At 69.5% G+C, this 21,048-nt stretch carries 19 protein-coding genes; 11 read left to right on the plus strand and 8 right to left on the minus strand.

All coding sequences use genetic code 11. The features are described from left to right. Positions 1-5 precede the first annotated feature (5 nt). Together accB and aroQ are read right to left on the minus strand one after the other, a co-directional pair. Entirely contained in the window at positions 6-458 is a 453-nt protein-coding gene (accB, locus tag ACI6GS_RS16015) for an acetyl-CoA carboxylase biotin carboxyl carrier protein (RefSeq protein ID WP_439814450.1), read from the minus strand. A gap of 7 nt (positions 459-465) precedes the next feature. Beyond that, complete coding sequence (gene aroQ / locus ACI6GS_RS16020; protein ID WP_439814451.1) at positions 466-915, minus strand: type II 3-dehydroquinate dehydratase; 450 nt, start codon at positions 913-915, stop codon at positions 466-468. A 179-nt stretch (positions 916-1,094) separates the two neighbouring features. Here aroQ and thiS point away from each other — a divergent pair, with 179 nt between their 5' ends. After that, entirely contained in the window at positions 1,095-2,111 is a 1,017-nt protein-coding gene (thiS, locus tag ACI6GS_RS16025) for a sulfur carrier protein ThiS (RefSeq protein WP_439814452.1), read from the plus strand. Here thiS and ACI6GS_RS16030 read toward each other — a convergent pair. The 3 genes from ACI6GS_RS16030 to ACI6GS_RS16040 all read right to left on the minus strand — a co-directional run bounded on the left by ACI6GS_RS16030 (position 2,108) and on the right by ACI6GS_RS16040 (position 4,852). After that, positions 2,108-2,635, minus strand: a complete 528-nt coding sequence (locus ACI6GS_RS16030) for a GNAT family N-acetyltransferase (RefSeq protein WP_439814453.1) — start codon at positions 2,633-2,635, stop codon at positions 2,108-2,110. The two genes, thiS and ACI6GS_RS16030, sit on opposite strands and share 4 nt — an antisense overlap. Before the next feature lie 49 nt (positions 2,636-2,684). Beyond that, positions 2,685-3,434 carry a DsbA family protein gene (locus ACI6GS_RS16035; protein ID WP_439814454.1) on the minus strand — a complete coding sequence of 250 codons (750 nt, stop codon included), beginning with the start codon at positions 3,432-3,434 and terminating at the stop codon, positions 2,685-2,687. Positions 3,435-3,550: 116 nt separating this feature from the next. Continuing rightward, the gene (locus ACI6GS_RS16040) at positions 3,551-4,852 is read right to left on the minus strand and encodes a M48 family metalloprotease (RefSeq protein ID WP_439814455.1); all 1,302 of its coding nucleotides are present in this window, start codon (positions 4,850-4,852) and stop codon (positions 3,551-3,553) included. Between the two features lie 115 nt (positions 4,853-4,967). Between ACI6GS_RS16040 and ACI6GS_RS16045 the strand changes: the two genes are divergently transcribed. After that, complete coding sequence (locus tag ACI6GS_RS16045) at positions 4,968-6,407, plus strand: gamma-glutamyltransferase (protein WP_439814456.1); 1,440 nt, start codon at positions 4,968-4,970, stop codon at positions 6,405-6,407. Positions 6,408-6,419: 12 nt separating this feature from the next. Here ACI6GS_RS16045 and ACI6GS_RS16050 read toward each other — a convergent pair whose 3' ends face one another. After that, positions 6,420-8,627, minus strand: coding sequence for a methyl-accepting chemotaxis protein (locus ACI6GS_RS16050; RefSeq protein WP_439814457.1), 2,208 nt, complete (start codon positions 8,625-8,627; stop codon positions 6,420-6,422). Between the two features lie 216 nt (positions 8,628-8,843). Between ACI6GS_RS16050 and ACI6GS_RS16055 the strand changes: the two genes are divergently transcribed. From ACI6GS_RS16055 to metG, 6 genes are all read left to right on the plus strand, one after another. After that, on the plus strand, positions 8,844-9,998 hold the full coding sequence (locus ACI6GS_RS16055; protein WP_439814458.1) for a lytic murein transglycosylase: 1,155 nt from the start codon (positions 8,844-8,846) through the stop codon (positions 9,996-9,998). 42 nt (positions 9,999-10,040) lie between these two features. Continuing rightward, positions 10,041-11,018, plus strand: a complete 978-nt coding sequence (locus ACI6GS_RS16060; protein WP_439814459.1) for a septal ring lytic transglycosylase RlpA family protein — start codon at positions 10,041-10,043, stop codon at positions 11,016-11,018. A 115-nt stretch (positions 11,019-11,133) separates the two neighbouring features. After that, positions 11,134-12,288, plus strand: coding sequence for a D-alanyl-D-alanine carboxypeptidase family protein (locus ACI6GS_RS16065; protein WP_439814460.1), 1,155 nt, complete (start codon positions 11,134-11,136; stop codon positions 12,286-12,288). Further along, positions 12,285-12,935 carry a dTMP kinase gene (gene tmk / locus ACI6GS_RS16070; RefSeq protein ID WP_439814461.1) on the plus strand — a complete coding sequence of 217 codons (651 nt, stop codon included), beginning with the start codon at positions 12,285-12,287 and terminating at the stop codon, positions 12,933-12,935. The genes ACI6GS_RS16065 and tmk overlap by 4 nt, the downstream gene beginning before the upstream one ends. Before the next feature lie 12 nt (positions 12,936-12,947). Continuing rightward, the gene (locus tag ACI6GS_RS16075; RefSeq protein ID WP_439814462.1) at positions 12,948-14,051 is read left to right on the plus strand and encodes a DNA polymerase III subunit delta'; all 1,104 of its coding nucleotides are present in this window, start codon (positions 12,948-12,950) and stop codon (positions 14,049-14,051) included. Between the two features lie 15 nt (positions 14,052-14,066). Then, the gene (metG, locus tag ACI6GS_RS16080; protein WP_439814463.1) at positions 14,067-15,626 is read left to right on the plus strand and encodes a methionine--tRNA ligase; all 1,560 of its coding nucleotides are present in this window, start codon (positions 14,067-14,069) and stop codon (positions 15,624-15,626) included. Between the two features lie 53 nt (positions 15,627-15,679). Here the strand turns inward: metG and ACI6GS_RS16085 are convergent, their stop codons facing one another. After that, the gene (locus ACI6GS_RS16085) at positions 15,680-16,930 is read right to left on the minus strand and encodes an MFS transporter (protein WP_439814464.1); all 1,251 of its coding nucleotides are present in this window, start codon (positions 16,928-16,930) and stop codon (positions 15,680-15,682) included. A 202-nt stretch (positions 16,931-17,132) separates the two neighbouring features. On the opposite strand from ACI6GS_RS16085, the gene ACI6GS_RS16090 reads away from it, so the two are divergent. The 3 genes from ACI6GS_RS16090 (at position 17,133) to ACI6GS_RS16100 (ending at position 20,097) form a co-directional block, all read left to right on the plus strand. After that, complete coding sequence (locus ACI6GS_RS16090) at positions 17,133-17,927, plus strand: TatD family hydrolase (protein WP_439814465.1); 795 nt, start codon at positions 17,133-17,135, stop codon at positions 17,925-17,927. Then, complete coding sequence (locus ACI6GS_RS16095) at positions 17,924-18,676, plus strand: MBL fold metallo-hydrolase (protein ID WP_439814466.1); 753 nt, start codon at positions 17,924-17,926, stop codon at positions 18,674-18,676. The genes ACI6GS_RS16090 and ACI6GS_RS16095 overlap by 4 nt, the downstream gene beginning before the upstream one ends. Before the next feature lie 74 nt (positions 18,677-18,750). Further along, on the plus strand, positions 18,751-20,097 hold the full coding sequence (locus tag ACI6GS_RS16100) for a hypothetical protein (protein ID WP_439814467.1): 1,347 nt from the start codon (positions 18,751-18,753) through the stop codon (positions 20,095-20,097). Between the two features lie 119 nt (positions 20,098-20,216). Here the strand turns inward: ACI6GS_RS16100 and ACI6GS_RS16105 are convergent, their stop codons facing one another. After that, positions 20,217-21,014 (minus strand): isocitrate lyase/PEP mutase family protein, encoded by a 798-nt coding sequence (locus tag ACI6GS_RS16105; protein ID WP_439814468.1) that lies wholly within the window; start codon positions 21,012-21,014, stop codon positions 20,217-20,219. Between the last annotated feature and the right edge of the window lie 34 nt (positions 21,015-21,048).

A 21,048-nucleotide genomic window follows, 5' to 3' on the forward strand; every position in this document is an offset into this window, starting at 1 on the left:
GACGTTTACCGGACCACCAGCAGGGCTTCGCCGTATTCGACCGGCTGGCCGTTGGCGACCAGGATCTTCTCGACCCGGCCGGCATGGGGAGCCGGAATGGGGTTCATCGTCTTCATCGCTTCGACGATCAGCAGGGTCTGTCCCTTGGCGACCGTGTCGCCCACGCTGACGAAAGGCGGGGCGCCCGGTTCCGGCTGCAGGTAGACCGTGCCGACCATGGGCGAGGTGACGGTCCCCGCCTCGACCGCGGGCGCGCCGCCCGGGGCTACCGCGACCGGCGCCGCCAGCGCCGCAGGCGCCGCCGCGATCACCGGTGCAGCGGCGACGACCGGGCCGCCCTGGCGCGCGACGCGGATCGAGCGGCCTTCCTCGCTGACCTCGATCTCGGTCAGGTTGGTCTCGTCCAGCAGGGCCGCAAGCTCGCGGATCAGCGCGGTATCGACATTCATCTTGGCCATCGCAACCTCAGGCTTTGGGCTGGCCGATGAGGCCCGACGCCGCGTCGACCGCCAGGGCGTAGCCCCGGGCGCCAAAGCCGCAGATCAGGCCGCGCGCGGCCAGGCTGACATAGGAATGGTGACGGAACGGCTCCCGCCGGAAGACGTTCGACAGGTGCAGTTCGACCACCGGCAGTTCGGATGCGAGCAGGGCATCCAGGATGGCGATCGAGGTATGGGTATAGGCACCGGGATTGATGATGATGGCGGCAGCCTTCTCCCGCGCCTCGTGGATCCAGTCGACCAGCACGCCCTCGTGATTCGACTGCCGGAAGTCGAGCGTCAGGCGATGCGCCGCGGCACGCTCCTCGGCAAGGGCCCGGACGTCCTCCAGGGTTTCGTGGCCATAGACCTGTGGCTCACGCTTGCCAAGAAGGTTGAGGTTGGGACCGTTCAACAGAAAGACTATCGGGACCATGGCCGGCCGTCGTGATGCGGCCCCATATAGCCGCAAGGGACCCTTGCAGGAAAGGGCCGCGGGTTGCGCAGGCTTCACGCGGCCGCCATGTTTCGTGCCTGAAGGGGGCGCGGGGCGTCTTCCGCACCCTTGAGTCCACCCAGAATGACGTTCGCAAGGACGCTACCGGAGCAACGCCCGTGTCGATCACCGAAGCCGCCGCCCCCGTGCTCAGCCTGGCCATCAATGGCGAGGCGCACCGGCTTCCCGGCCCGCTCAGCGTGGCCGGACTCATCGCCCACCTGGACCTCGACCCGGCCAAGGTTGCGATCGAGCGCAACCTGGAAGTCGTGCCGCGCTCGCAATGGGCAGTGACCCCGCTTGCCGACGGCGACCGGCTGGAGATCGTGCATTTCATCGGCGGCGGCGACCATGCGGAGGCTGCGGGCGACGACGCGCTGGTCGTGGCGGGACGGCGCCTGCGCTCGCGCCTGATCGTCGGCACGGGCAAGTACAAGGACTTTGCCGAGACGCGCGACGCCATCCGCGCCTCTGGCGCCGACATGGTGACGGTTGCCGTGCGCCGCGTGAACGTCGCCAAGCGGGGCGAGCCCATGCTGCAGGACTTCCTGGACCCGAAGGCCATCACCTACCTGCCCAACACGGCAGGCTGCTACACGGCCGAGGATGCGGTGCGGACCCTGCGCCTGGCGCGCGAGGCGGGCGGCTGGGACCTGGTGAAGCTTGAGGTCCTGGGCGATCAGAAGACGCTCTATCCCCACATGACCGAGACGCTGAAGGCGGCGGAAGCGCTGCTGAAGGACGGCTTCCAGGTCATGGTCTATTGCAGCGACGATCCCATCATGGCCAAGACGCTGGAGGACATGGGCTGTGCCGCGATCATGCCGCTGGCGGCCCCCATCGGCTCTGGCCTTGGCATCCAGAACCCGGTCGGCATCCGCCTCATCATCGAGCAGTCGAAGGTGCCGGTGATCGTCGATGCCGGCGTGGGCACCGCGTCTGACGCCGCAGTCGCCATGGAGCTGGGCTGCGACGGTGTCCTGATGAACACGGCGATTGCCGAGGCGCGCGACCCCATCCTGATGGCGCGCGCCATGAAGGCGGCGGTCGAGGCCGGGCGCCTGGCCTATCGCGCCGGCCGCATGAAGAAGAAGCTCTACGCCGACCCGTCCTCGCCCCTCGCCGGGCTGATCTAGAGGCTGGCCGCTTCGTCGCCGGGGGCCAGCTCGAGCAGCAAGACATCGCTTGTGCCCCGCTTGCGGGGTTTGGCAAGCCGGTCTCCGCCGACGGCAGAGAAACCGTTCTTGACCAGGACACGCGCGGAGGCCTGGTTTTCTGGGTCGATGGTCGCAAAGACGATCAGGTGCGCGAACCGCTTCCTGAAGCGCTGCAGCACCGCTGCCACAGCCTCAGTTGCGTAACCGCGCCCTGCTGCATCGGACGCCAGCCAATAGCCAAGCTCGGCCCGGCTGCCTTGACGTTCGATTGAGACGGTTCCGAGAAGCGCATCATTGGCGCGATCGGCAATCGCCAGCGCCAGGCCGCTGCCGTCGTCGATCGATCTAGCCCAGCTGATGAAGTCACGCGCATCGGCTTCGCAATAGGGATAGGGCGGACGAACAAGCCATTGCGCAACGGACCAGTCGTTCAGGGCAACGACGATGTTGTGAACATCGCGATGCCCCAGTGGGCGCAGGCGCAGGCGCGGGGTCTCTATCACGGCGCCTCGCCGCCTTAGCGCGTCTGCCCCCCTTGACGCGCCTGGATCGTCAGCAGACCGCCTGGTCCGTGCATGAGGCGCGGGCGTGGGCGATGACCTCCTTGAGGTCCTTCAACTCGATGGCGCCGGGGATCAGCGTGTCGCCGACGACGAAGCTGGGGGTCGCGCGGATGCCGACCTTGGCCGCCAGTTCGGCGGTGTCGTTGATGATCTTCTCGGTCCGCGGGTCGACCATGTCGGCCTTCAGACGGTCGACGTCCAGGCCGACCTTTGCCGCCACCGCCAGGATCGATTCCAGCGTCATCTGTGGCGGTGCCTCCATCAGCGCGTCGTGGAAGACGGCGTACTTGCCCTGGCGGATCGAGGCGACGGCCGCGCGCGAGGCGAGTTCCGACTCAGGTCCCAGGATGGGGAAGTCGCGATAGACCAGGCGGATCCTGGGGTCTTCCTTCAGCAGCTGCTGGATGGTGGGGTGCGACGACCGGCAATAGCCGCACCGGAAGTCGAAGAACTCCACGATGGTGATGTCGCCGTCCGGATTGCCGGCGACGGGCGCATTGGCGTCGCGGGTCAGGGCGGCGCGGTTGGCGACGATGGCACCCTTGGCCTGGTCTGCCTGCTGCTGTTCGCGGCGGGTCTGCAGAATGTTGATCGCCTCCTCCAGCACCTCCGGATGCTCGAGCAGGTAGCCCCGGACAAGCTCCCCGATCTCCTTGCGTTGGGCCTCGTTGAACTGGGGCTCGGCCAGGACCGGCGTGCTGAACGCGAAAAGCGCCAGCAGAAGGACGACGATACGCATCAGGTTTCCTCAGGCTTCGGATGGGTGCGCAGGCGGCACCATCCGCTTCGGTTTGGGCAGGACATGCGCCACGGCAGGCGTCGGGTCAACGCGCCGGGCGTCACAGGAACGCGGGTTCAACGCTCATCGCGCCGCTCGGCAAAGGCCAGGATGTCCTCGGCGCGCAGCGAGCCGGGCGAGCCGACGGGCAGCAGCTGCTGCGCCCGCAGCGCCTGGATGCGGGCACCGCGCAGGTCCCCGGTCAGGACATAGCGTTCCGCCGCCGCCCAGGCAGCCAGGCCGATCTCGTTCTTCTGGCCATAGGCGCTCGACAGCGTGTACCAGGCGGAGGGGTTCGTCGGATCCAGGCGGTTGGCGGCGGTCAGGATACGGATCGCCTCGTCCAGTGCCGCAGGGTCGCCGGTCGCGGCCAGCGACATGGCCAGGTTGACGGTCAGCAGCGGCTCGTTCGGCGCCAGTTCCACCGAACGGCGGTGCGGCTCGATCGACTCGGCGATGCGGCCGTTCTCGTAGAGCATCTGGCCCTTCAGCTCCCAGAAATAGGGATCCGTCGGGAAATCGCGGAGCAGGCTGTCGACCTCCGCCGTGGCGCGCACCAGGTCCGGCACGCGGTAATAGGCGACGGCGCGGCCATAGCGCGCGGGGACCGAGCTGTCGCTGTCCGGGAAGCGAGCCAGGGCGCGCTCCGGCTGCTCCAGGAAGGCATAGAGCTTGGCCTGCATGCGGAGCAGGGCATCGACCTTCCACTTGGCGTCCTCGGCCTTGTAGTAGGGCGACTGCTCCACCCGTTCCTGCAGCGCCGCGACGCGGTCGCGGCTGAGCGGATGGGTGCGGACATAGGGATCCTGCAACCGGCCGCTCAGCGCCTCCTGGTCGCCCAGGCCGGACAGGAACTCCACCAGACCCTCGCCCGTGACGCCGATCCGCTCCAGGAAGCTGGCGCCGGCCTGGTCGGCTGCGGATTCCTGCGTGCGGCGATAGGTCAGGAAGTTGCGCTGGGCGAACTGCTGGCCGGCGGAGATGCCGCTCATCACGCCGCTGCCCCCACCGGCCGCCATGCCGGCCGCCGCGCCCAGCACGGTCGCGATGATCTGCTGGATCGAGGCGTTGCGCAGTTCCTCCTCGCCCCGGGCCAGGTGGCCGCCCGAAATGTGGCCCGTTTCGTGGGCGATCACGCCCTCCAGCTGGGCCGGGCGCTTGACCTTCAGGAGGGTGCCTGTGTTGATGAACATGTTCTGGCCGCCGGCCACGAACGCGTTGATGTCGCTGTCCCGGACCAGCAGGATCCTGACGAAATCCGGATCCAGGCCGGCCGTCGAGAAAATGGGTCTGGAAAGTTCCCGGATGATGTGTTCGGTCTCTGCGTCGCGGATCAGCGACAGCCCGGCAGCACGCGCTGCACTGAATGGTCCCCCCACCAACCCGACAACCAAGGTTCCCACAGCGATCATGCGTGCAAGGCGACTGGTCAAGGCCGTTACTCCAGACTCTGCGGCACTCGGTCCGCTTTGGACCAAGATTAGCACAGCGTGCGTGGCGCTGACCGCTGCGGCGACGGTCACGGCGTGTGACACGATGCAGACGCTGACGCGCGCAGGCTATCGCGAGCCGACCGGCGCCGCGGCGCTGGTCGCGGACGAGCCCAGTGCTGCCCTGGTCGGCCGGCAGGTCCTGGCCAGCGGCGGGACCGCCGTCGATGCCGCGATTGCAACGGCCTTTGCCCTGAGCGTCACGTATCCGGTCGCCGCGAGCCTGGGCGGCGGTGGGCGCTGCCTGACCTATGCCAAGGGTACGAACCAGGCACTGGCCTATGACTTCGCGCCCCAGGCGGCCTCCGGCGGGGGGACGATCGCGGTGCCCACCATGGCCCGCGGCCTGGCCCGCCTGCACGCCGAGCAGGGCCGCACGGACTGGGCCCGCCTGGTTCAGCCGGCGGAAGACCTGGCGCGCAACGGATTTCCCGTCTCGCGCGCACTGGCGGGGCCGATGATGCGGGGACGCGAACTGCTGATGGTCGATCCCGGCATGGCGGCGACATTCGGCCGGGGCGACGGCATGACGGTGGAGGAGGGGCAGGTCCTGCGGCAGGCGCAGCTTGCCTCTGTCCTTGCCACCATCAAGAACCGCGGCGCGGGCGAACTCTACCAGGGCACGCTGGCGCGGGAGATGGCGCCGACGATCGCGCGCCTGGGCGGCACCGTGAGCGAGAACGACCTGCGCAACGTCCAGGTCCAGGTCGGCGGGCCCGAGCGGACGACGCTGGGCGAGACGGCCCTGGGGCCTGCGGTGCTGCTGACGCCGCCGGGGCAGGGCGGCGCGATGCTGGCCCAGTTGTGGCCCCAGGTGGCCCAGGGTGCAGCGCCCCAGGCCCTGGCGGATGCCTCGCGCCAGGCCTTCGCGGCCGCGGGCAGCACGGGCGAGACGGCCAAGGATCCCAGCGCCACCGGCCTGGTCGTGGTCGACGACCGTGGCAACGCGGTCGCCTGCACGTTCACCATGAACCGGCCTTTCGGCACCGCCCAGACCGTCACCGGCACCGGAATCGTGCTGGCCGCGGCGCCGGAATTCGCGGCCGGCGCGCGCCTGGCCGTGCCGGCCATCGTGGTGTCGCCCGGGGTGGACCAGAACGTCTTCCTGGCGGCTGCCTCCACCGGTGGGGCGGAGGCGCCGGTCGCCCTGGCGCAGACCGCGGCGCCCCTGTTCCGGGAGCCGGTGCCGGAGGACCTGGCGGCGGTGCTGAACGCGGCCCGCGTCTATGACGGCAATGACGACGACGGCATCCTGTTCGAGGCGACCCTGCCGGCGGAGGCCCAGGCGGCCCTGCGCGGATCGGGCCGCAAGGTGCGCGAGGCCGACGCCTTGGGCCGTGTCCTGATGGTGTTCTGCGCGGACGGCCTCTATGACGATCCGCGCGGCTGCCTGGCGGCCAGCGATCCGCGCGGCTCCGGCCTGGCCACGGTCACCGGGCGCTGACCCGGCCGCGCCTCAACTGGCGCGGACGCGGGCGATGAAGGTGTCGACCTCCTGACGCAGGCGCTCCGCCTCGCCCGAGAGGCGGCTGGCGGCGCCGAGGACCTGACCCGAGGCCCCGCTGGCATCGCTCGCCGCATTCGAGACGCCGGCGATGTTGCGATTCACCTCGTCGGTCCCCTGGGCCGCGGCCTGGGCATTGTTGGAGATTTCCCGCGTCGCCGCCGACTGCTGCTCGACTGCTGCGGCGATGGCGCCCGAGATCTCGTTGATGCGGTCCATCTTGCTGCGGATCGTGCCGATGGCGTCGACCGCGGTCCGAGTGATGGCCTGCATCGAATCGATCTGGCCCACGATCTCGTCCGTGGCGCGGGCGGTCTGGGTCGCCAGCTGCTTCACCTCGGACGCGACGACGGCGAAGCCCTTGCCCGCCTCGCCCGCGCGCGCCGCCTCGATCGTGGCGTTGAGGGCCAGCAGATTCGTCCGGCTGGCAATGTCGTTGATCAGCTGGACGATGCCGCCGATCTTGCGTGCGGCCTCGTCCAGGGCCGCGATCGTTTCCTCGGTCCGCGCCGCGTCTTCCGCCGCCTCGCGGGTGGAGGTTGCGCTTGCCGTGACCTGGCCGGTGATCTCGCCGATGGAGACGGACAGTTCCTCCGTCGCCGCGGCGACGGCCGCGACATTGGCCGAGGCCTGGGTCGCGGCGGCGGCCACGACGCCTGCCTGCCGCGTGCCTTCCTCGGCCACGCCGCTCATCGACTGGGCATTGCCCTGCAACTGGCCGGCCGAGTCGGAGACGGCGCGCACGATGCCGTTGACCGAAGCCTCGAACGTGTCCGCCAGGTCGCGCAGCATGCGCTGCTGCGTCTCCTTGGCCTCGGCCTGGGCCGCGACGTCGGCCTCCGCCTGCTGGCGCTTCAGCTCGGCCACTTCCAGGAGCTTGGCCTGCGCCGCCTCCTCAGCCTCGGCCTGCTTCTCGCGCAGCCGCGCTATCTCGATCAGCTTCTCGCGGAAGACGTTGATGGCGCGCGCCATCACGCCCAGTTCGTCCGAGCGGTCGGTGGCGGGGACGGCGACGCCGGTATTGTCGCGTGCCAGTTCGTCGATCGAGGCCGTCAGCCCCTGCAGCGGCCGTGTGATCAGGGCTCGCGCCAGCAGCGACACGATGACCGAGAGCAGCAGCACCAGCACCGCCGATGCGCCCAGCGTGAACCAGGTGACGGCGCGCGCCGGGGCCAGGATGCGATCCTCCGGCAGGGTGACGAGCACGGTCCACGGGGTCTCCGTGGTGCCGACGCGCACCGGCTCGAACAGGCGCAGAACGTCGGCATCCAGCACGGGATCGGCGCCATCCATCTCGAAGCGCTCGCCCAGCGCCACGCGCGGCTTGGCCAGGGTCAGGGCACTGTCCTGGGCATCGATCGACTTCATCGCCTGGGCGGGGTCGGCGGTCGCGGCCCAGTTGCCGGCGGTGGAGATCAGCGAGACTGACCCCGTGTCATAGGGCCGGATGGTCGCCAGGTGCGCCTGGATCGCCGCGAGGTCGAGGTCGAGGCCGACCACACCCAGCACCTTGCCGTCGATGATGATGGGCGTGACCAGGCTGGTGATGACCAGGGTCTGGTCGCCCACGACATAGGCATAGGGCTCGATGATCTGCTGCTTTCCCGAACGCTGGGCCAGGATGTAGTAGTCGCCGGCGCCGGGCTTGTCGTAGTCGACCAGGGGCGCGCTGTCCTGGCCATTGGGCGTGTGGAAGACATAGGGCACGAAGCGGCCGGTGCGGTCGTGCACCTTGGCCCCGGGGAACAGGCCCTTGCCGTCGCCATTGACGTTGGACAGGTCGCGGCCGTCCAGGGCGTTGGGCTCCCACGCCGTCCAGATCGCCAGGTATTGCGGGTTGGCAGCCACCGCATCCTCGATGATCTTGAGATAGGCCATGCGGTCGCGCAGGTCCTGACGGTGCATCGAGACGAAGACGTCGCGCAGCGTCTCGGTCACGCGCATGGCGACGTCCAGGTCGCGCTGCACGTCGCTGGCCGTGTCGGAGGCAAGCTGGCGACCGGCCTCAAGCGACAGGTCGCGGGTGGTGGCGGCGCTTCGGTTCGAGATCAGGAAGGTGGCCAGGCCCAGGCCCACGACCAGCGCCGCGATCACCGCCAGCACGATCTTGGTGCCAAGCGATCCCCGGCTGTTGAACCAGTGAACAAGCGACATGGTCATCGTCCCATCCTGAAGGCGTCCTGGCCGGTCGCGGGACCGGCGTATCGAAACGCACCCTGGACTCGGAGCCGTTAACGGCTGGTGACGATGATCCGCGCGCGTCGTGTCGACCATTGGCTGCAGCGGCAGCCCGATGCCTGCGCCATGGCGACTCAGGCGGCCGGCCGGGACGTGCGTCGCGTTGCACTGCGGCAGGCGCCATGGCACACAGAGGCCATGGTTGCGTCCCCTGACAGCCGCCTGAACCGGCGCGCCTTCACGACCCTGCTCCTGGCCAGCGGACTGGCCGGTTGCGCCACGGCAAGCCAGACCGGCGCCTCGCCCAGCAACACGCTGGCGGCAGCCCCCCAGGCGGTGCCACCGGCCCGCCCCGGGGCGACCGCGACGCTGGCGGCGGCACCCCCGCAGCCCCGCCCCGCACCCAGTCCTGCCGCACCGGAAAAGCCGGGCTATCGCCCGCTGTCGGAATTGCCGGACTTCGACACCTGGCTGGAAGACGTGCGCCAGGAAGCGCTGGGCAAGGGCTTCAGCGCCAGCCTGGTCGAGGAGGCGCTGGGCAACATCCAGCCGATCCAGCGCGTGATCGAACTGGACCGGCGCCAGCCGGAGCGCACGATCACCTGGGAGAAGTACCGCTCGAACGCGATCAGCCAGGCGCGAATCAACCGCGGGCGCGCGCACCTGGAGGAGAACGCGGGCGTCCTGAACCAGATCGGCCAGCGCTTTGGCGTGCAGCCCCGGTTCATCATCGCGCTCTGGGGCCTGGAGACGGATTTCGGCCGCAATACCGGCGGGTTCGAGATCATCAGTTCGCTGGCCACGCTGGCCTGGGAGGGACGGCGCGCCGATTTCTTCCGGGGCGAGCTGTTCGCGGCGCTGCGCATCCTGCAGGAGGAAGGCTTCTCCGCCACCGAACTGACGGGGTCGTGGGCCGGCGCCATGGGCCAGTGCCAGTTCATGCCGTCCAGCTTCCACAAGTTCGCCTATGACTGGAACGGCGACGGCCATCGCGACATCTGGAAGACGCGGGTCGACGTCTTTGCCTCGATCGCCAACTACCTGGGCTCATCCGGCTGGAAGGGCGACCAGACCTGGGGCCGGCAAGTCATGGCCCCGGCGGCCCTGGCGCGCACGCAGTCCGGCCTGGACACGCGCCGCAGCCTGGAGGAATGGCAGTCGCTGGGCGTCACGCGCGAGACGGGGGAGCCTCTGCCCCTGGCGCCGCTCAGCGCCTCGCTGGTCACGCCGTCCGGTCCCACGGGGCCGCACTACCTGGTCTATGACAATTTCCGCACCACGATGCTGTGGAACCGCTCGACCTATTTCGCACTCGCGGTGGGTACGCTTGCCGATGCCGTAGGCAGCGTCTAGGCTCCCAGATCTGCGATGAGCCGAGGGGAAGGACTCAAGGGGATGTGGGCACGCGGCGCGTGGACACGCCTCGGCGCGGTGCTGCTGGCGGCCGGCCTTGCTGCGTGTGCGAGCACGCCGGAGCCGCCGGCGCCGCCGCCCCGGCAGGCGGCGGAGCCTGCCCCGGTCGCCAATCCCAGCTACAAGGTCGGCAAGCCCTATCAGGTGGCAGGGGTCTGGTACTATCCGCGGGTCGACTGGAAGTACGACGAGACGGGCATCGCCTCGTGGTACGGGGACGAATTCCACAACAAGCTGACCGCCAATGGCGAGCTGTACGATCAATTCACGCTGACCGCCGCGCACAAGACGCTCCCCATGCCCAGCACGGTGCGGGTGACGAACCTGGAGAACGGCCGGACGCTGAACCTGCGGGTGAATGACCGCGGGCCCTTCGTCGTCGGCCGCATCATCGACGTCTCTCGCCGGGCGGCCCAGTTGCTGGGCTTTGAACAGCAGGGCACGGCCCGCGTCCGCGTCCAGGTCATGGCCCCGGCCGACGTGCCGGGCGGGATCGAGGTGCCGCAGCCGGAAATCGCGCCCGAGGAGCGCACCGTGATCGCGACCGCCCCGGTCGGCGCCATCACCGCCGCACCCCTGGCACCACCGCCGGGCCAGGCCGGTCGGCCGGCGGCGCAGCGCCCGGTACCGCAGCGGCCCGCCACGCTGCGCCCGCCGCCGGTCGAGCGCCCGCCGATCTCGGCAGCGCCACCGCCGGAGCCCGCGCGCATCCTGACCCTGCCGGTCCGGGCGACGCGGATCTATGTCCAGGCCGGGGCCTTTACCAGCGTCGCCAATGCCAACCGGTTGAAGGCACAGCTGGCGCCGATCGGCCCGACGCTGGTGACACAGGCGGCGATCGAGGGCGACAATTACTACCGGGTGCGAATCGGGCCCATGGCGACCGTGGCCGATGCCGACGCGGCACTGGCGCGGGTGATCGCCCAGGGCCAGACGACCGCCCGCATCGTCGTCGATTGACGGGTAGGCACGGCCAGCGTCGGCCTTTCGTCCAGTATCCGTGATGTCATCCAGGGCCGGTGCGCGCGTCCCGCCCGGTCCGGCTTATGCGGGAGGCCGCCCCATGCGACTGAACTTGCCAAGACGTGAATTCCTGGCCCGCGCGGCCATGGCCCTGGTGCTGCTCGCCGCGCCCGCGACAATTCGGGAGGCGCGGGCCGATGCGTTCGAGACGCCGGCCCGGCACCTGCTGCTGATCGACGATACGACGGGCACCATCCTCCTGGAGAAGGAGGCCGACACGCTGATGCCGCCGTCCTCCATGAGCAAGCTGATGACCGCCTACATGGTGTTCGACCGGCTGGCCCAGGGGACCTTGAAGCCCGAGGACAAGTTCAGCGTCAGCGAGCGCGCCTGGCGCATGGGCGGGTCGAAGATGTTCGTGGAACTGGGCAGCCAGATCGCCATCAGCGACCTGCTGCGCGGCATCATCATCCAGTCCGGCAACGATGCCTGCGTCGTGGTGGCGGAGGGCCTGGCGTCAAGCGAGGAAGCCTTTGCCGAGCAGATGACGGCCAAGGCGCGGGAAATCGGCCTGACCGCCAGCACCTTCCGCAACGCCACGGGCTGGCCCGACCCGCAGCACCTGATGACGACCCGCGACCTGGCGACCCTGGCGCGGCACATCATCCACGACTTCCCCCAGTACTACCCGATCTACAGCGAGCGCAGCTTCACCTGGCATGGCATCACGCAGGAGAACCGCAACCCCACGCTGGGCCGGGTCGACGGTGCCGACGGCCTGAAGACCGGCCACACGGAGGCCGCGGGCTATGGCCTGGTCGCATCGGTGAAGCGCGGCGACCGGCGGCTGATCCTGGTCATGAACGGCCTGAATTCCCAGGCGCAGCGCCGCTCGGAATCCGAGCGCGTCCTGGAATGGGGCTATCGCGAATTCGAGATGTATCGCCTGGCCTCCGCGGGCAAGCCGGTCGGCACGGCCAAGGTCTGGCTGGGGACGGAGGATACGGTACCGCTGGTGGCGGACGGCGACCTGCGCGTGACCCTGCGGCGCACGTCGCGTCCCGGCATGGTCGCGCGGATCGTCTATGACGGGCCGGTGGAAGCACCGATCGCCAAGGGCCAGGAGATCGCCAAGCTGGAGATCACGGCCCCCGACATGCCGCCGATGGCGATCCCGCTGCACGCGGCGGTCGAGGTTCCGCGCACCGGTCCGTTCGGCCGGGTGTTCGCCGCCATCGGCTACCTGTTGTTCGGCGCGGCCTCTTGAGCGGGACGGGGCAGCAGCCAACGCGCGGACGCTTCATCACGTTCGAGGGCGGGGAGGGCGCCGGCAAGTCGACCCAGGCGCGCCGACTGGCGCTGGCCCTGGGCGCTGTTGGCCTTCCCGTCGTCGAGACCCGCGAGCCGCTGTCGCCCGACATCCGCGCCCTGCTCGTCGAAGGCGCCACCGACCGCTGGCTGCCACGGACGGAGGCATTGCTGCACACGGCGGCCCGAGTCGAGCATGTCGAGCGCCAGATCCTGCCCGCCTTGGCCGATGGCCATTGGGTCGTGTGCGACCGCTTTGCCGATTCCACCCGCGCCTACCAGGGCGTGGTGGAGGGCGTGGGACTTGAGACGGTGGATGAACTGCAGCGCTGGGCGATCGGCGACCTGGCGCCGGACCTGACCTTTGTCCTGGACCTGGACCCGGCGGAGGGTCTGCGCCGCGCCAGCGGCCGGACCCATGCCGAGGACCGGTACGAGCGCATGGGACTGGCCTTTCACGAGACCCTGCGCCGGGCCTTCCGGCGGATCGCGGAGCGCGAGCCTGAGCGCTGCGTTGTCCTGGACGCGGCCGCCCCGGTCGAAACCCTGGCCGCCGCGATTGCGGCGGAGACGGCGAGGCGCTTTGCCCTGAGCCTGAAGGCCTGACGGACCAGGCTCATGGCGCGCAAGCCTGAGATCGAGGACGAGGACGACCCGGCCCACCCGCGTCGAACCGTCGACCTCGTGGGCCATGACGCGGCCGAGCAGGAACTGGCCGAGACCTTCCGCTCGGGCCGCATGCCTCACGCCTGGCTTCTGGCAGGCCCCCCCGGCATCGGCAAGGCGACGCTGGCATGGCGCCTGGCGCGCTTCGTCCTGGCCGGCGCCACGACGGGTCCCGGATTGCACGTGGACCCGGAGCATCCGGTGTTCCGCCGCATCGTTGCCGGTGGCCATGCGGACGTCTTTGCCGCCGAGCGTGAGATCGACCGCCGCACCGGGCGCCTGCGCAAGGTGATCGCGGTGGAGCAGATCCGCGACCTGAAGCACCTGTTCACGCTGAAGGCGGCGGAGGGTGGCTGGCGCGTGGCGATCGTCGACCCGGCCGACGAGATGAACGCCAACGCCGCCAATGCGGTTCTGAAGATACTGGAGGAGCCACCGCCCAAGGTATTGATCCTTCTGATTTCTCATGCTCCCGGTCGGTTACTCCCGACGATCCGCTCGCGCTGCCGCATGCTGACGCTGCGGCCCCTGGAGCCGGCGGCGATGGCCGGCGTCGTGGGTCGCTGGCGCCCGGACCTGAAGGCGGAGGACCTGCGGGCGCTGGCGCTGCTGGCCGAGGGGCGGCCGGGCCAGGCCCTGGCGCTGGCCGCGCAGGGTGGCCTCGACCTCTATCGCAGCCTTGTCGAGGTGCTGAAGCCGCTGGGCGAGGGGCAGCGCCGGCTGGACATCACCCGCGTCCACGCCTTTGCCGACCGGGTCGGCGCCGGGGGCGAGGGGGCCGCCACCTTCGTCCTGCTGACGCAGTTGCTGACCGAATGGCTGGCCCGGGCGATCCGCTCGACTGCCGCGGCCGAGCCACCCCTTGAGATCGTGGCCGGGGAGGCGGCGCTGATCGCGTCGCTGGACATGGGCCAGCGCCTTGAACGCTGGGTTGAGGTATGGGAAAAGTCAGGCAACTTGTTCGCCCGGGGCGAGGCGCTGAACCTCGACCGCCGCCAGATGCTGGTCCAGGCCTTTGCCGGGATCGAGAAGGCGGCCCGCGGCGATCCCACCTGACAAGCCGAGGCAAGCATGGCCGGGGCAACCCAGAAGCGGCGGGCGTTCTATGTGACGACGCCCATCTACTACGTCAACGACGTGCCCCATATCGGGCACGCCTACACGACGCTTGCCTGCGACGTGCTGGCCCGCTTCCACCGCCTGGATGGCCGGCCCGTCCGCTTCCTGACCGGCACGGACGAGCATGGGCAGAAGGTGGCAAAGTCGGCCGAGAAGCTGGGCATCGCGCCGCAGGAGTTCTGCGACCGGGTCTCGCAGTCGTTCCGCGACCTGGCCGCGGCGTGGGATTTCTCGATCGACGACTTCATCCGCACGACGGAGCCACGCCATATCAAGGCAAGCCAGGCCTTGTGGCAGCGCCTGGTCGCGTCGGGCGACATCTATCTGGACGCCTATCGCGGCTGGTATTCCGTCCGTGACGAGGCCTATTGGGCCGAGGACGAGCTGAGCGACGACGGGCAGGGCGGCAAGCTGGCGCCCACCGGCGCGCCGGTCGAGTGGGTGGAGGAGCCCAGCTATTTCTTCCGCCTGTCGGCCTGGGGCGAACGGCTGCTGGCCTTCTACGAGGACAATCCCGACTTCATCCTGCCGACATCGCGCCGCAACGAGGTGCTGAGCTTTGTCCGCGGCGGCCTGCGCGACGTGTCGATCTCGCGCACCACGTTCAGCTGGGGCATCCCGGTGCCGGGGGACGAGGCCCATGTGATGTGGGTCTGGATCGACGCCCTGACCAACTACATCACCGCGGCCGGCTTCCCCGATACCGAGTCCGAGGCATGGCGCACCTGGTGGCCGGCCGATGTCCATATGGTGGGCAAGGACATTCTGCGCTTCCACGCCGTCTATTGGCCGGCCTTCCTGCTTGCGGCGGGCCTGCCGGCGCCATCGCGCGTCTTTGCCCATGGCTGGTGGACGAACGAAGGGCAGAAGATCTCGAAGTCACTGGGCAATGCGATCGTGCCGGGCGACCTGGTGCAGCGCTACGGCCTGGACCAGACGCGCTATTTCCTGATGCGGGAAGTGCCGTTCGGCCAGGACGCCGACTTCTCGCACAAGGCGATGCTGCAGCGCGTGAATGGCGACCTGGCCAACGATTTCGGCAACCTGGCGCAGCGCACGCTGAGCCAGATCGCCAAGAACTGCGACGGCCTGGTGCCCCGCCCTGGCGAATTGGCGCGGCAGGATGAGGACCTCCTGGCGCGAATCGACGGCCTGCTGGACACCGTGCGCGAGCAGATGGAGGCGCAGGAGATCTACCAGTCCCTGGTGACGCTGTGGGAAGGGATCGGCCTGGCCAATTCCTATATCGCGAGCGAAGCGCCCTGGAGCCTGCGCAAGACGGACCTTGCGCGGATGGCGACCGTGCTGTGGGTGACGGCGGAAGCGATCCGGCAACTGGCCATCCTGGTCCAGCCCGTCATGCCCGGCGCCTGTGGCCGCATGCTGGACCAGCTGGGCGTGCCGCCGGAGGCCCGCAGCTTTGCCCACCTGGGGCCTGCCGGCCGCCTCGTCCCCGGTACGCCGCTGCCGGAGCCGCAGGGCATCTTCCCCCGCATCGTCGAGGCGGCCTGAGCAACACCACGAACCCTCCCCCATGTGACGCGTGGGGGAGGGGGTGCGTGCCCCTAGGGCCGCTTCGGATCGGCGGCGTAGTCGTCGATGCGGTCAAGGCTACGCAACTGGGGGAACAGGCGCATCCACAGGAGCGCCACCGCAATGGTGCCGACGCCGCCCACGACGACCGCCGGCACCGTGCCCAGCAGATGCGCGGCGACACCTGATTCGAACTCGCCGAGCTGGTTCGAGGTACCGACGAACAGGAAGTTCACGGCCGAGACGCGGCCGCGCATCGTGTCGGGCGTCGCGATCTGGACCAGGGACGAGCGGATGACCACGCTGACGACGTCCGCCGCCCCCAGGACGAACAGGGCCGCGATCGAAAGCGGCAGCCAGGTCGAGAAGCCGAAGACGATGGTGGCGATGCCGAAGACGATCACCGCCATGAACATGCGGAAGCCCGCATTGCGCTCCATCGGGTAGCGCGACAGCACGACCGAGGTCAGCACGGCGCCGAGCGCCGGGGCTGCCCGCAGCAGGCCCAGGCCCCAGGGCCCGGTATGCAGGATGTCGCTGGCATAGATCGGCAGCAGCGCCGTGGCACCGCCCAGCAGGACGCCGAACAGGTCCAGGGAGATGGCGCCCAGCACGATCTTTCGCCTCCAGATATAGGCGAAGCCAGAGAACACGGTGGCCAGGGTGACCGGTTCCTTGGCCGGCCGGGTGGGCGGCCTGGCGATCAGGAAGACGAGGACGCTGCCCGTCGCGAACAGGACGCACGACGCGGCATAGGGCACGGTCGGCCCCAGGGCATAGAGCAGGCCACCCGCCGCCGGCCCCACGATCACCGCGGTTTCCATGGCGGAGGCGGACAGCGCCGCGGCCCGCTGCAGGATCGCCTGGGGCACAAGGCTTGGCATCAGGGCGGCCATCGTCGGCGCCTCGAACGCGCGGGCGCCGCCCACGACCGCGACCGCCGCGAAGATCGCGGTGGGGCTGAGCCAGCCTTCGATATTGCCCAGCGTCAGGAAGCCCATGGCAAGGGCCTCGATCAGCATGCAGGCCTGGATGATGCGGCGGCGCTGGTAGCGGTCGGCCGCATGACCGGCCAGGAGGTTCAGCGCGACCATCGGCACGAACTGCGCCAGGCCCACCAGGCCCAGCTGCAGCGCCGACCCGGTCAGGGCATAGACCTGCCAGCCCACCGCCACGGCCTGCATCTGGAAGCTGAGACCCGAGGCGACGCGCGCAAACCAAAACAGGGTGAAGTTGCGATGGGCAAAGGGCGAGGTGTTGTGCGCATCGGCCGGACTGGTCATCGGCAACTCGTCTCACAGGGCTTGGCGGCCCCGACCCTAGCCCTGAACTGGCACCCTGTGCGGCGCTGTTTTGGCAGCCCTGTCGCGCCCGGACGCCGTCTGGTGGCGGCACGGCAACGGGTGCCCGACCGAATCCGGCGCTGAAGGCAGCCTTGCACCGGGTCGGGATCCAAATGTCCGGGCGCACGGTCTATAAGACCGCATGCTCGTCGACAGTCATTGCCATCTTGATTTCCCAGACTTCGCGCCGGAGCGGGAAGCGGTCATTGCCCGCGCCGCGGCGGCGGGTGTCGGGACCATGCTCACCATCGGGACCAGCCTGGAAAAGGCGGGGCAGGTGATCGCCATCGCGGAGCGGGACCCCCGCATCTGGGCGTCCGTCGGGATCCACCCTGAGGAACTGGACGAGGGGGCACGCGTTGATGGCGCCGAACTGGCGCGGCTTGCGGCGCATCCGCGCGTGATCGGCCTGGGCGAAACCGGCCTGGACTATCACCGCGAGGGGCACCTGAAGGGGGCCCAGGCCGAATCCTTCCGCATGCACATCGCACTGTCGCGGGAGACGGGCCTGCCGGTCATCATCCATTCGCGCGATGCCGACGCCGACATGATCGCCATCCTGCGGGAGGAGATGGGGAAGGGGCCCTTCAAGGCCCTGCTCCACTGCTTCACCTCGGGCCTGGAACTGGCGCAGGCCGCACTCGACCTGGGCCTGATGATCTCGTTCTCCGGCATCGTCACGTTCAAGAACGCCCACCTTGTGAAGCAGGCGGCGCTGCTGACCCCGCTTGACCGCCTGCTGGTCGAGACGGATGCGCCTTTCCTGGCGCCCATGCCCTTCCGCGGGAAGCGCAACGAGCCCGCCTTCGTCGTCCACACCGCGCGCCACGTGGCCCAGCTGAAGGGCGTGGCCGAGGACGTGCTGATGCGCCAGACGACCGACAACTTCTTCCGCCTGTTCGCGAAGGCCAGCCGGCCGCAGGACCTGGCGGCATGAAGATCACGATCCTTGGCTGTGGCACCTCGTCCGGCGTGCCGACCGTCACCGGCCATTGGGGCGCCTGCGACCCGTTGGAACCCAGGAACGCGCGCACTCGCGTCTCCATCCTGGTCGAGGACAAGGGTACCGCCGTCCTGGTCGACACCACGCCCGATTTCCGCCAGCAGGCGCTGCGCGCGGGGATCAGGCGCCTGGATGCCGCGATCTGCACGCACGACCATGCCGACCATTGCCATGGCATCGACGACCTGCGCGGCATCGCCGCCGCGATGCGGCGCCGCGTGCCCTATCACGCCGACGCGGTGACGCTCGCCTCGCTCCAGCAGCGCTTTGGCTACATCTTCACCAGCCAGGACGGCTATCCTGCGATCTGCGATCCCGTCCTGGTCGACGGGCCGTTCCAGGTCAACGACATGGCCATCGTCCCCTTTGAGCAGAAGCACGGAAAGCGCCCGTCGCTGGGCCTGCGTTTCGGGCCGTTCGCCTATTCGACCGACATCAGCGAGATGACGGAGGAGAACTTCGCGACGCTGGCGGGCATCGAGGTCTGGGTCGTCGATGCCCTGCGCTACGAGCCGCACCCGTCCCATGCCCACCTGGACCTGACCCTGAGCTGGATCGAACGGCTGCGCCCGGCCCGGGCCATCCTGACCCACATGACCTGGGACATGGACTATGCCCGGCTGAAGGCCGAACTGCCGCCCGGCGTCGAGCCGGCCTTCGACGGGATGGAGATCGAGATCTGAGCGCCGCTGACCGGACCGCGGCGGCCGGGCCGGCCGGGCGCGCGCTGTGGCTGGCGGCCGGCGGGGCAGGGGTCGTGCTGCTGCTGCTCCCCGCTGTGCTGAACGGCTTTCCGCTGCTGTTCTACGATTCGGGCGGCTATGTAGAACGCGGGCTGACGGGCACGCTGGCGCCGGGCCGGTCGCTGGTCTATGGCCAGTTCGCGACCATCCTGGCGACCACGCCCCTGGGCCTGTGGCCCGGCATCGCGCTGCAGGCGGCCGCCACCCTGTGGGCCTTCTGGCTGCTGGCCCGGGTCCATGGCGCAGGCGCGCATGCCTTCCTGCTGATCACCGCGATGGCCGCGCTGACCGGCGTCGCCTGGTATGTCAGTCAGGTGATGCCGGACATCCTGGCCGGTCTCATGATCCTGGCGCTCTATCTTCTTTCGTTTTGCGCCTTGCGCCTTTCGTTTTGGGAAAGGGTGGGTCTGGCCAGCATTGTGGCGCTGGCGGTTGCGGCCCACATGGCCCATCTGGCGCTCGCCCTGGTACTTGTTCTTCCTGTGATCCTGCTGCGGACGCTATCTGTTCGTTTCCGCCATGCGCGGCCCATCCTGCCGCTGGCTGCCGCGGGGCTCGGCGTGGCTGTGCTGGCCGCGGCGGGCTGGCTGGCCACCGGCAGGCCCGCCCTGACACCGGGTGGCGCGGTGTTCGTGCTGGGGCGCCTGGTGCAGGACGGGATTGCGCAGGCGGTACTCGACCAGGATTGCCCGAACCCCGCGTTCGCCGGCCTGTGCGCCGCCCGCGCGCACCTGCCGCGCAGTGCCAACGACTTCCTGTGGGGCCGCGGCCCGGGCACTGTCGATGGGCTGGGCGGCTGGGACACGCTGGAGGCGGAGGCACGCCACCTGGTCCTGCGCAGCGTGGTCCGCATGCCGGGGCGGCAGGCCGCAACGGCCCTCGTGGCGGGTGCCGAGCAGTTCATGAACTTCCGCACCGCCGGTGGCCTTGCGTCCGGGCTGTGGTTCGTGACGGAGCCGATCGAGCGCCTGCTGCCGCACCAGGTCGCCGCGTTCCGCGCCGCACGGCAGCAGAGCGACCCACGCTTCGCCGAGGCCGCCTGGCCGACGCAGTCGCCGGTCAATACGCTGAACCTGCTGCATCGGCCGGTCGGGTTCCTGTCCCTCGGCCTGTGCCTGGTCATGGTGATGGCCGCGGCCCTGCGTTCGCCATCAGGACGCGGCGCGGTCGACGAACGCGAGGCGCTGTCCAGCCTGGCGCTGCTGGCGGGCTTCATCCTTGCCGCACTGGCCGCCAATGCTGTGATCTGCGGCGCGCTTTCGAACCCAAGCCCGCGCTACCAGGGGCGCGTCATCTGGCTGGCCAGCATTCCGCCGATCCTCTGGCTCCTCAGACGCTGGCGGCACTCGTATTTTCCATAATATATATTATGCGCATTTTGGGTTTTGAGTTTGCGCCCAGATTTGGTGCCATTCATGGCGGCGTCCCTGGTTACCGGGAGAACGACGCGCCCGTCTAGTTGACGCGCCGCCCCTGACGCTCAGAACGGGAACGGAGCCAGGCCCTTGCCATAGGTGAAGGTACCCTGCCCCAGGATCTCGCGCGCCGCGTTGGCCGTGGCTTCGATGGCGACGCGGGTAAGCGCGCCGCCCACGCTGATCCGCGCCACACCCAGCGCGGCCAGGTCGCTGATCGCAAGGCCGGCATTGCCGCCGCTGACCAGGACATTGAGCGGCGTCGACAGGGCGGCCGTGAAGCGGGCAATGCTCTCCGTCGGCTGCAGCGGCGCGAACAGCACATCCGCCCCGGCGGCCTGGAACGCCTCCAGCCGGCGCAGGGTGTCGTCCTCGTCCGGCCGGCCGTGCAGGTAGTTCTCGGCCCGCGCCGTCAGCACGAAGCCGCCCGGAACCGCCCGCGCGGCCTCGACCGCGGCCTGGACACGCTCGACCGCCAGGGTGAAATCGTAGATCGGATCGTCCTCTCGCGCCGTCGCATCCTCGATCGAGCCGCCGGCCAGGCCCGTCTCGGCCGCCAGCCGGATGGTGCGGGCCACATCCTCCGGCGCGTCGGCAAAGCCGTTCTCCAGGTCGGCGCTCACTGGCAGGTGGGTTGCCGCGCAGATCGCCCGGCAATTGGCCAGGGTATCGGCCAGGCCGGCCTCGGTATCCGTGCGGCCCAGGGTGAAGGCCAGCCCTGAACTGGTGGTGGCCAGGGCCTGGAACCCAAGTTGCGTGAACAGGCGGGCAAAGCCGGCGTCGGAGGCATTGGCCACCACGAAGGGCTGTCCCTTGCGATGCAGCGCGCGGAATGTCGCGACCCGCTCTGCCCTGGTGCTCATGGACGGCCCTCCCCTTGCCTGATGCGGACCAGTC

Source organism: Zavarzinia sp. CC-PAN008 (assembly GCF_051903925.1).
Taxonomy (GTDB): domain Bacteria; phylum Pseudomonadota; class Alphaproteobacteria; order Zavarziniales; family Zavarziniaceae.

Coding starts and splice junctions, on each gene's coding strand:
- accB (WP_439814450.1), bottom strand. CDS start 458: ATGGCCAAGATGAATGTCGATACCGCGCTGATCCGCGAGCTTGCGGCC.
- aroQ (WP_439814451.1), bottom strand. CDS start 915: ATGGTCCCGATAGTCTTTCTGTTGAACGGTCCCAACCTCAACCTTCTT.
- ACI6GS_RS16035 (WP_439814454.1), bottom strand. CDS start 3,434: ATGCGTATCGTCGTCCTTCTGCTGGCGCTTTTCGCGTTCAGCACGCCG.
- ACI6GS_RS16050 (WP_439814457.1), bottom strand. CDS start 8,627: ATGACCATGTCGCTTGTTCACTGGTTCAACAGCCGGGGATCGCTTGGC.
- ACI6GS_RS16055 (WP_439814458.1), top strand. CDS start 8,844: ATGGTTGCGTCCCCTGACAGCCGCCTGAACCGGCGCGCCTTCACGACC.
- ACI6GS_RS16060 (WP_439814459.1), top strand. CDS start 10,041: ATGTGGGCACGCGGCGCGTGGACACGCCTCGGCGCGGTGCTGCTGGCG.
- ACI6GS_RS16075 (WP_439814462.1), top strand. CDS start 12,948: ATGGCGCGCAAGCCTGAGATCGAGGACGAGGACGACCCGGCCCACCCG.
- metG (WP_439814463.1), top strand. CDS start 14,067: ATGGCCGGGGCAACCCAGAAGCGGCGGGCGTTCTATGTGACGACGCCC.
- ACI6GS_RS16085 (WP_439814464.1), bottom strand. CDS start 16,930: ATGACCAGTCCGGCCGATGCGCACAACACCTCGCCCTTTGCCCATCGC.
- ACI6GS_RS16090 (WP_439814465.1), top strand. CDS start 17,133: ATGCTCGTCGACAGTCATTGCCATCTTGATTTCCCAGACTTCGCGCCG.
- ACI6GS_RS16095 (WP_439814466.1), top strand. CDS start 17,924: ATGAAGATCACGATCCTTGGCTGTGGCACCTCGTCCGGCGTGCCGACC.
- ACI6GS_RS16105 (WP_439814468.1), bottom strand. CDS start 21,014: ATGAGCACCAGGGCAGAGCGGGTCGCGACATTCCGCGCGCTGCATCGC.